Origin of the sequence: Streptomyces sp. NPDC002044 (genome assembly GCF_040296725.1) — a bacterium.
Taxonomy (GTDB): Bacteria; Actinomycetota; Actinomycetes; order Streptomycetales; family Streptomycetaceae; genus Streptomyces; species Streptomyces antarcticus.
Genome location: NZ_JBEOXU010000212.1, coordinates 1 through 8,146 on the forward strand (window position 1 = coordinate 1; position 8,146 = coordinate 8,146).

An 8,146-nucleotide genomic window follows, 5' to 3' on the forward strand; every position below is an offset into this window, starting at 1 on the left:
GCGCCCGCTCCGGCGCGGCGGAGCCGTCGGGCCCCTCCGCGCCGAGGATGGTCACCAGCAGGGCCACGTCCTCGATGGACCGGCCGACGGCGGCGGCGCGCAGCGTGATGTCCGCCTCCACCACCTCGTGCGGGTGCTCGCCCAGGAGGGCGACCATCTGCCGCACTTCGTCCACGGGCCGGGTCACGGCCGCCGTGCGGAGCGCCTCGTGTCCGGGGTTGGGTGACTGGCCGGTGTCCTTGAGGAGGCTCACCAGCGCGGTGACCTCTTCGAGCGGGCGGCAGGTCGCCGCCGTTTCCAGCAGGGTGCGTACGGACTCCTGGCCGGGAGCGTCCGCTGCGGGGGTGTCGGGGATCCCGGGGCGGTCTTCGTGGTCCGTCGCCTCGAGGGTGATGGGGTCATTCATGGAAAGCTCCGTTCGCCGACGCGCGGGTCTACACATCGCGCGCCGGTCATCGTGCGTCATGGGAAGCGCACGCTTTGTTACATTTACGGTCAGTTCTGTTCACTGCGCCATTCGGGGCGCGCAAACGGGGGGCTCCCCGTGGGGGCTCCGGCCGGCGTCACGGGGAAAGGGCGTCAGCCGTGCCCGTCATGCGTCTCCTGCGGCGCCGATGGGGCTCCGCGCTCCCGGCGGCCGCCCTGTCGCTCCTCCTCGCGGCCGGCGCCGCACCGGCGGGTACGGCGCCCGGTCCGCCGGAGCCCGTGGTGACAACCGACCGGGGGGCGGTGCGCGGGCGGGCGCACGGCGCGTACGACACCTTCGAGGGCGTCCCGTACGCCGCCGCCCCCACGGGCCCGCTGCGCTGGCGGCTGCCGGAAGCGGCGCCCGCGTGGAGGGGAGTCCGCGAGGCCGCCGCGCCCGGCGCCCGATGCGTGCAGCTCCCGCCGCTCGGGCCCGGCGGCCCCAGCGGCTCGGAGGACTGCCTGTTCCTCAACGTCACGGCGCCGCCGGTCCGCGACCGGGGGCCGCTGCGGCCCGTCATGGTCTGGTTCCACGGCGGCGGCTTCCAGAACGGGGCGGGCGATCCGTACCGCCCGGACCGGCTCGCCGTGCGGGGCGGCGCGGTGGTCGTCACCGTCAACTACCGGCTGGGGATCTTCGGACTGTTCGGCCATCCGGAACTGGGCGGGGCCCCGAACTTCGCCGTGGCCGACCAGCAGGCGGCGCTGCGCTGGGTCCGGGCGAACGCGGAACGCTTCGGCGCCGACCCGGGCAACGTCACCGTCTTCGGCGAGTCGGCGGGCGCGCTGAGCGTCTGCGCGCACCTCGTGTCCCCGGCCTCGGCGGGCCTGTTCCACCGGGCGGTGGTGCAGAGCGGCTCGTGCTCGACGACGATGCCGCCCCGGTCCCTGCTGCCCACCCTCGGCACGTACGAGCCCTTCACCCCCGAACGGCGCACGGCCGGGGACGGGGCCGCGGCGGCGGTCCGGCTCGGCTGCGGCCACCCGGCGGGAGCGGCGGAGGCGGTGACGGTTCAGGCGGGGGCCCGGCAGGCGGGAGCCGGGCAGACGAGAGCCGTGGACTGCCTGCGGCGGCTGGACGCCCGCTCGCTCGCCACCCCGGAGCTGATGCGGCGGTTCTCGCTGGTCTCCTACGGCAACGCCTCGCTGCCGACCGAGCCGCGGCGGGCGCTGCGGGAAGGGCGTTTCCACCGGGTGCCCGTGATGCAGGGAACCACCCGGGACGAGATGCGGGTCTTCCTCGGGCAGACTCTGGCCGCGTTCCCGGTGACCGACCGGGCCGCCTACCGGGCCCGGCTGGAGCGGTCGTTCGACGCGGGGACCGCCCGCGCGGTCGAGGCGGAGTATCCGGTGGACACCTACCCGAACCCGGCGGTGGCGCTGGCCACCCTGCTGTCCGACGCGTCGTTCACCTGCCCGTCGCTGCGGGACGCCGACGCGCTCGCCCGGCACGTGCCGACGTACGGCTACGTCTTCGCCGACGGCGACGCGCCCAACGCCACCGGTCTGCCGGAGGTGCCGGGGCTGCCCTACGCCGCGTCGCACGGCTTCGAACTGCCCTACCTGTTCACGTCCGTGCCGCTGGCGGCGCCGCAGCGGGAGCTCGCGGACCGGATGACCGGCTACTGGACGGCGTTCGCCCGCACCGGGATCCCGGCGGCGGCGGGCGCCCCGGCCTGGCCGCGGTACCGCTCCCCGGCCTCCGTGCTGAACCTGGCGCCGGGGGCCGGCGGGATCCGTACCGTGGACCCGCGGGCCGCACACCACTGCGCGCTGTGGGACGCCCGGTGGCCGGCCGCCGCGGGCCCCGGGTGACGGCGCCGCCCTCCCGTTCCTCCGGCCGCGCCCGGCGCGTTCAGCTCGCGGCGTCCGGTATCCAGGAGCCGTGGATGGTCGCGGGCACGCGGCGCGGCAGGTGGACGGTGGCCACCGGTGCGGAGCCCAGGTCGGAGGCGTCCAGGACGAGCAGCCGGGAGGCGTCGGCGTTCAGGTCGCTCACGACGGTCAGCAGGTATCCGGCGTCCTCCGCGCCCGCGCCGCCCGCGGCCGGTACGAAGACGGCCTCGCTCGGCAGCTGCCCGGTGCCGAACGGCAGCAGGGAGCGGGCTCCGGTGGTCCGGTCGTACTTGACGAGGGCGTGGTTGCCGACACCGAGGTCGTCGGGGAACGACAGCGCGTACTGGAAGCGGTGCTCGCGGCCGGTGAAGTCCTCGTTGATCGTGGGGAACTCGACGGTCAGGTCGTCGGTCCACTCCTCCCGGACGGCTCCGGCGGCGAGGTCGACCGTCCAGCGGCGGCCCCGGGAGCCGGAGTTGGGCTCGGCTCCGCGGTCGGGGGCGCCGACCCACCAGTTCCAGGAGCGCCGCCAGCCGTCCCGGCCCACCGACGGGCCCTCGATGACGATCCGCCCGTACGGGTCCTCGTAGGCGTTGGCGAGGTGCATGGCGTAGCCCTGGCCGATCTCGAACCAGCGGATCCGCCCGGCCCCGCCGGCGCCGCGGGGCATGACGCCGACGCGCGAGGGCTGCTCGTCGCTCCAGCCGTACGGGATGCCCGAGTGCTCGCCCGGGTCGAAGGTGACAGGCCCCTCGAGGAACACGACGTGGCGCTCGGTGATCGCGAAGTCGTGCTTGAGCGCGGCGCTCGCCCCGGGAACGTCCTGACTGTCCAGGACCTGTCCGTCGGCGGACGCCACGTGGTGGATCAGGTAGGGCGGGAACGGGGAGGAGGCGAAGAAGTGCAGCTCTCCGGTGCGGGGATCCTCCTTCGGGTGGGCGGTCATCGCGGAGGTGAGCTTCCCGCCGAAGTCGTGGGCGCCGACCGTCTCCAGGTCGGCCGTCAGCTCGAAGGGCAGCGCGGCCTCGCTGAGCGCGAGGATCCGTCCGGCGTGTTCGATGACGTGGGTGCCGGCCGTACTGGCCGTCAGGTCGGGGCCCTTCTCCGTCATGTACGGGGCGCCGTCGAGGGCGGGGGTGTGGACCCAGCGGTTGCGGTACCACTCGGCGCGGCCGTCACGGAGGCGGAGGCCGTGGACCATGCCGCTGCCCTTGAACCAGTGGGCCGGGGTGATGCCCGGCTTGGGGTTGTGGCTGTTGCGGATCAGCCGGCCGGTCAGCTCGGGGGGCAGGGCGCCCTCCACCGTGAGGGCGGTCGTGGTGATCTCGTCGGCGACGGGGGCGTAGTGGCCGGTCAGGTAGGGCTTGGACAGGTGCTGGCTCATGACGGTGACCTCGCTCGGCTTCTTCTTCTCAGGTGGGGCGGCGGGACGGCGGGGGGCGGGGGCGGTCCGGGGGCCGTGCCCTAGCCGGGGGTCACGGCAGCCGCCTCGGCCCGGGCCTTCAGCAGGCCGAGCCACTGCTCCAGCGACTGACGGAGCATCGCCTCGAGCTCTGCGGGCCGTTCCTCGACCGGCGCCCCCGCCCACGACTCCTCGGTCCGCACGGTCACGGGGCCTTCCGGGTCCGGCTGCTCGAACGTCCACACGTGGACGCCGTCGATGCCGTGGGCCGGACCTCCCCAGACGATCCGTGCGCCGGGTACGACCTGGAGGAGCGTGGAAGTGATCTCCAGGCCGTGGGTCAGCCACCGGAAGGTGGAGCCGGGAGCGAGCGGGCCGTCGTACGCCACGGAGTCGACGCCCGCGTTCCAGCCGGCCCAGCCGGCGATGTCGGTGTGCAGGTCCCAGACCGTCCCGAGGGGTGCGTGGACGGTGGTCTCGAGGCGGACGACGACGGGGGCGTACTCGTCGACGGTGGTGTCCGGTGCGTTCACGGCGTACTCCTTGGTTCGTGGGTGAGGGTTCACAGTGAGAGTGATTGACCACTCACTCATTGGATCACAGAGAGGGCGGGCCCCTTCGGCCCGCCCGTCCCGCGTGCGGTCAGTAGTGCCGGACCCCCGCAGTGAGGGTGCGGGTCCACGGGGCGTCCACGTCCTGCGCGTCGACCGAGACCAGCAGGTGGCAGAGCATGCCGATGGCGAAGAACCGCTGGACCTCCGCCTCCCCGGCGCCCGAGGCGCCGCGGACGTACTCCACCATCCGGGCGTACCCCGCCCGGACGGCCTCCCGCACGGCGGCTTCGGAGACCGCGGCCGCCTGGGCGTGCGTCAGGACGAGCAGCAGGTCCTTGTCCGCGATCAGGTGGGCGTAGGCGTCCCCCATGGCGTGGAGGACGGCCTCCGGGTCACTCCCCCCGGCCTTCGCGGCACCCTCCTCGAGGCTGGCGCGGACCCGGGTGAAGCAGTGCTCGACCACGGCGGTGAACAGCGCCTCCTTGTTCGGAAAGAGCCGGTAGACGTACGACTGCGAGATGCCGGCCGCCTTGGCCACCTCGGTGGTCGTCGTGCCGAAGTAGCCGCGGGCCGCGAAGGCGCCGATGGCCGTGCGCAGCACCGTGTCCCGGCGCTCCTCGGCGGAGGAGAGCTGCCGTCGTCGTTCCGTGTTCATGTGAGTAATAAACCACTCACACTTCTTGGCGTCAAGCGGTCTGGTCTACCGTTCCGCCATGCCCCCGGCGCTCGTCGAGCTTGCGGCCGGGTGCCCGCTCGTCTGGGTGGACGACGAGATCTCCGGCGCCGACCGGGCGTGGGTCCGCGCCCGCCACCCCGGCCGGGCCCTGCCGCACCGCGTCGATCCGGGGCGCGGCCTGGCCGAGCCCGATCTCGCCGTGCTGCGGGCGTGGCTCGGCGGCGGCGCGGGGCCCGGCCAGGACGGCCCCGCCGTCAGGTGAGCGCCGGGGACGCCCAGGAGGCGGCGACCAGGCTGCGTTCCGCCGCCGACAGGTGGGCGGCGGCCGCCAGCCAGGCCCGGGCGTAGCCCTCGGCGGAGGGGTCGCCGAGGCGGCCGAAGGCGTCGCGGGGGCGGCGGTCGGCCTCGGCGGCCAGCGCGGCGACGCGGTCCGCCGCCGCGGTGAAACCGGCCCGGCGCAGCGGCCCGTACCCCGAGCGGTGGTCCTCGCCCCGGGCGGACTCCGCCACGGCGCGGCGGCCTCCGGCGACGCCGGTCTCCAGCAGGCGGCGCACGCGCCACAGCGGGGAGTCGGCCAGCGGGTCCGGCTCCGCCGGCGCGGGGGCCGGGGCCTGCGCGGCGTCCGGGGTGTGGCCCGCCGGCGGGAGGTGCTGCCCCTGGAGGCGGTCGTAGCCGAGGTCGGCGCGGCCGAGCCACTCCTCGGGCAGCCGCAGGGTGTGGTCGGCGCCGGGGACCGGGCCGACGGCGAGCGGGCGCAGGGTGGCGGCCCGGTCCGGGTCGGGGCGGCCCAGGACCCGGATCCGGAGTCCCGGGTGCCCGGCGAGGCGGCGCAGGTTGTCCGCGTGCGGGAGCTCCGGGTGGGGGTGGGCGGCGCGCAGCCGGAGCAGGGGCCCGTCCGGCCGGGCCTCGCGGACCAGGAGGTCTTCCCCGGCGGCGCCGACGACGGCCACGTCGCAGCCGAGCAGTGCGGGTTCGGCGCCGTCCTGGGAGGCCAGGCTGTCGGCGACGGCCTCGGCCGCCGGGCGGGCGAAGAGCGCGGCGGCGGGCCCGTCGCTCCAGGGGGTGCCGGGCAGCGGGGTGGCCTTGACCCCGCGTCCGGCGCCGAGCCGGCCTTCCGGGGAGACCGTGGCACCGGCGACGCGCAGTCCGCCGCGGGCCAGCCCGGCGTGGTCGAGGACGGCTCCGCCGAGGGCCACGGAGGCGGAGCCCGCGCCGCGGGCCCGGGCCAGGCCGCCGGGGCGCACGTCGGCCACCGAGTAGCGGGCGCCGTCCGGCGTGAGGAGGTGGGTGACCACTCCCCCGTACCCGGTGGCGGAGAGCACCGGCTCGCGGCAGAGGCCGTACACCCGCAGGCCGCCGCCCGGTGCGTAGGCGCGGCGGGACGTGCCGGTGAGCGCGGGGTCGGTGGATCCGGAGGCCAGCAGGGCCGTGGTGTACAGGAGTTCCCGGAACGCCTCCGTCAGGTCGCCGAGGCGCTGGGCGGCCTGCCGCTCGCGGGCGGCGCGCAGGCCCCGTACGACGCGCAGGGCGGCCGCTTCGGCGCGCGGGAGGGCGGCGAGGCGGGCGGTGTGCGCGGCGCGCAGCAGTTCGGCCTGCACGACGGCGCCACCGGCGGTGACTCCGGCGGCCAGCGCCTCGGCGGCGGCCTCCCAGAGCGCGGTGGCGGCCGCGGTCTGGGCGCCGGTCAGGGCCCGGGGCACGGCGGCGTCCCCAGCCGTGGTCGGCGCCGGCTCCCCGGCGGAGTCCCCGGGCACCGGAAGCGGGGCTCCGGCGGGCGCCGTGCGGGCGGGCCTCGGCTCGGCCGGCACGGCCTCGGCCGACGGGGTGTCGGCGAGCGGGGTGTCAGCGAGCGGGGTGTCAGCGAGCGGGGCCGCGCCCAGCGCGGCGGCCCGGTGCAGGCAGCGGGGCGCCAGCAGGCAGCTGCACACGGCCTGTTCGGCGCGCGTGAGCGTCCCCTCGGGTCCGGGACGCAGGGTGACGACGGCGTCCTCCCCGAAGCGGATGCCGACGCTGCCGTCCGGCTCGCGGACGGCTGCGGCGGCGCAGCTCGCGGTGACCGCGTCCAGCTTCTTGCGCAGGCGGGCGGTGAGGTTCTCGACCGCTTCGGCCAGCACCTCGGGGGCCACGGCCGGCAAGGGAGTGTCTGCGCTGCTCAACGGGGTTCTCCACGGAGTCGTTCGCCCACCCAGCGGGCGAGGGCGAGGGGGCTGAGGGCGGCCACGGGCATCCCCGCCGCGACGAGTTGGCCCGCCACCGGGACCGAGTACCGGGGCGTGCCCGCGTCGTCGAGCGCCGCGCAGCCCAGCAGGTGGGCTCCGGAGGCGGCGAGGGCCCGGACCTCGCCGAGGAGGCCGCCGATCGGGGCCCCCTCTTCGAAGTCGCTGACCACGACGACGAGGGTGCGGCTCGGCACGGTGATCAGGGAGCGGGCGTGGGCGAGTCCGGCGGCGATGTGCGTGCCGCCGCCGACGCGGACCTCCAGCAGGAGCGACAGCGGGTCCTCGACCCGGTCGGTGAGGTCCACGACCTGGGTGGAGAAGGCGAGGAAGTGCGTGGACAGCGTCGGCACGCCGCCGAGCACCGCCGCGGTGAGGGCGGACCAGACGACCGAAGCCTCCATGGAACCGGAGACGTCGACGACGAGGATCAGCCGCCAGTCGGCCTCCCGGCCCGCGCGGGTGGCGAAGACCGGGTGTTCGGGGACGACGACCACACTGCCGTCCGGACGCCTGCGGGTGTGCGCGAGGTTGGCACGCAGGGTGCGGGCGAGGTCGAGGCGGCCGCCGGGACGCCGGGTGGGGCGCGGGGTGGAGAGCCCGGACAGGGCCGGGCGCAGCCGGGTGGCGAGTTCCCTGGCGAGTTCGTCGACGAGCCGCCGGACGAGGGGGCGCAGCCGGGCCAGCTGGGCCTCCGGCATGCCCCCGGCGAGGGACAGTACGGAGCTCAGCAGCTCCACCGAGGGCCTGACGCTCGCCGGATCCAGCTGGGCGAGCACGTCGGTGCGGCCCGATTCGGCGGCCCGTGCGAGCACTTCTTCCCGTACGTCGGCGCCGAACAGCGATTCCAGTTCGCCCGACCATTCCCGGGCGGTGGGGAAGGACGCCTCCCGGCCGCCGCCCCGGCGCGGACCAGAGTCCGACCGTGCCCTCGACCGCGTGGTGGGGGTCGCCGGCCGCCAGGACCGACGCGTAGGCGGGCAGTGCGGCGGGCGTC

The 8,146-nt window shown here is 76.2% G+C and carries 6 protein-coding genes and 2 pseudogenes; 2 read left to right on the top strand and 6 right to left on the bottom strand.

The annotated features are described in order from the left end of the window. Nucleotides 1-406: pseudogene (locus ABT106_RS29725) on the bottom strand (hypothetical protein); the annotation flags it as partial. A 188-nt stretch (nt 407-594) separates the two neighbouring features. Here ABT106_RS29725 and ABT106_RS29730 point away from each other — a divergent pair. After that, nucleotides 595-2,280, top strand: a complete 1,686-nt coding sequence (locus ABT106_RS29730; RefSeq protein ID WP_351283541.1) for a carboxylesterase/lipase family protein — start codon at nt 595-597, stop codon at nt 2,278-2,280. Between the two features lie 40 nt (nt 2,281-2,320). Here the strand turns inward: ABT106_RS29730 and ABT106_RS29735 are convergent, their stop codons facing one another. The 3 genes from ABT106_RS29735 to ABT106_RS29745 all read right to left on the bottom strand — a co-directional run bounded on the left by ABT106_RS29735 (nt 2,321) and on the right by ABT106_RS29745 (nt 4,912). After that, nucleotides 2,321-3,685 (bottom strand): carotenoid oxygenase family protein, encoded by a 1,365-nt coding sequence (locus ABT106_RS29735; RefSeq protein WP_351283528.1) that lies wholly within the window; start codon nt 3,683-3,685, stop codon nt 2,321-2,323. An 80-nt stretch (nt 3,686-3,765) separates the two neighbouring features. Then, a complete protein-coding gene (locus ABT106_RS29740; RefSeq protein ID WP_351283531.1) occupies nt 3,766-4,236 on the bottom strand; it encodes an SRPBCC family protein in 471 nt (156 codons plus the stop codon). Nucleotides 4,237-4,345: 109 nt separating this feature from the next. Then, nucleotides 4,346-4,912, bottom strand: coding sequence for a TetR/AcrR family transcriptional regulator (locus ABT106_RS29745; protein WP_351283534.1), 567 nt, complete (start codon nt 4,910-4,912; stop codon nt 4,346-4,348). A 67-nt stretch (nt 4,913-4,979) separates the two neighbouring features. Between ABT106_RS29745 and ABT106_RS29750 the strand changes: the two are divergent. Further along, nucleotides 4,980-5,195, top strand: a pseudogene (locus ABT106_RS29750) (hypothetical protein); the annotation flags it as partial. Here the strand turns inward: ABT106_RS29750 and ABT106_RS29755 are convergent. Together ABT106_RS29755 and ABT106_RS29760 are read right to left on the bottom strand one after the other, a co-directional pair. Then, a complete protein-coding gene (locus tag ABT106_RS29755; RefSeq protein WP_351283536.1) occupies nt 5,188-7,089 on the bottom strand; it encodes a hypothetical protein in 1,902 nt (633 codons plus the stop codon). The pseudogene ABT106_RS29750 and the gene ABT106_RS29755 overlap by 8 nt on opposite strands. Continuing rightward, on the bottom strand, nt 7,086-8,146 hold a 1,061-nt coding region (locus ABT106_RS29760), incomplete at its 5' end, for a VWA domain-containing protein (protein WP_351283539.1). The genes ABT106_RS29755 and ABT106_RS29760, both read right to left, overlap by 4 nt.

Bases quoted from the DNA above. Each gene is read 5' to 3' on its own strand.
- ABT106_RS29730 (WP_351283541.1), top strand. From the start codon at position 595: ATGCGTCTCCTGCGGCGCCGATGGGGCTCCGCGCTCCCGGCGGCCGCC.
- ABT106_RS29745 (WP_351283534.1), bottom strand. From the start codon at position 4,912: ATGAACACGGAACGACGACGGCAGCTCTCCTCCGCCGAGGAGCGCCGG.
- ABT106_RS29735 (WP_351283528.1), bottom strand. From the start codon at position 3,685: ATGAGCCAGCACCTGTCCAAGCCCTACCTGACCGGCCACTACGCCCCC.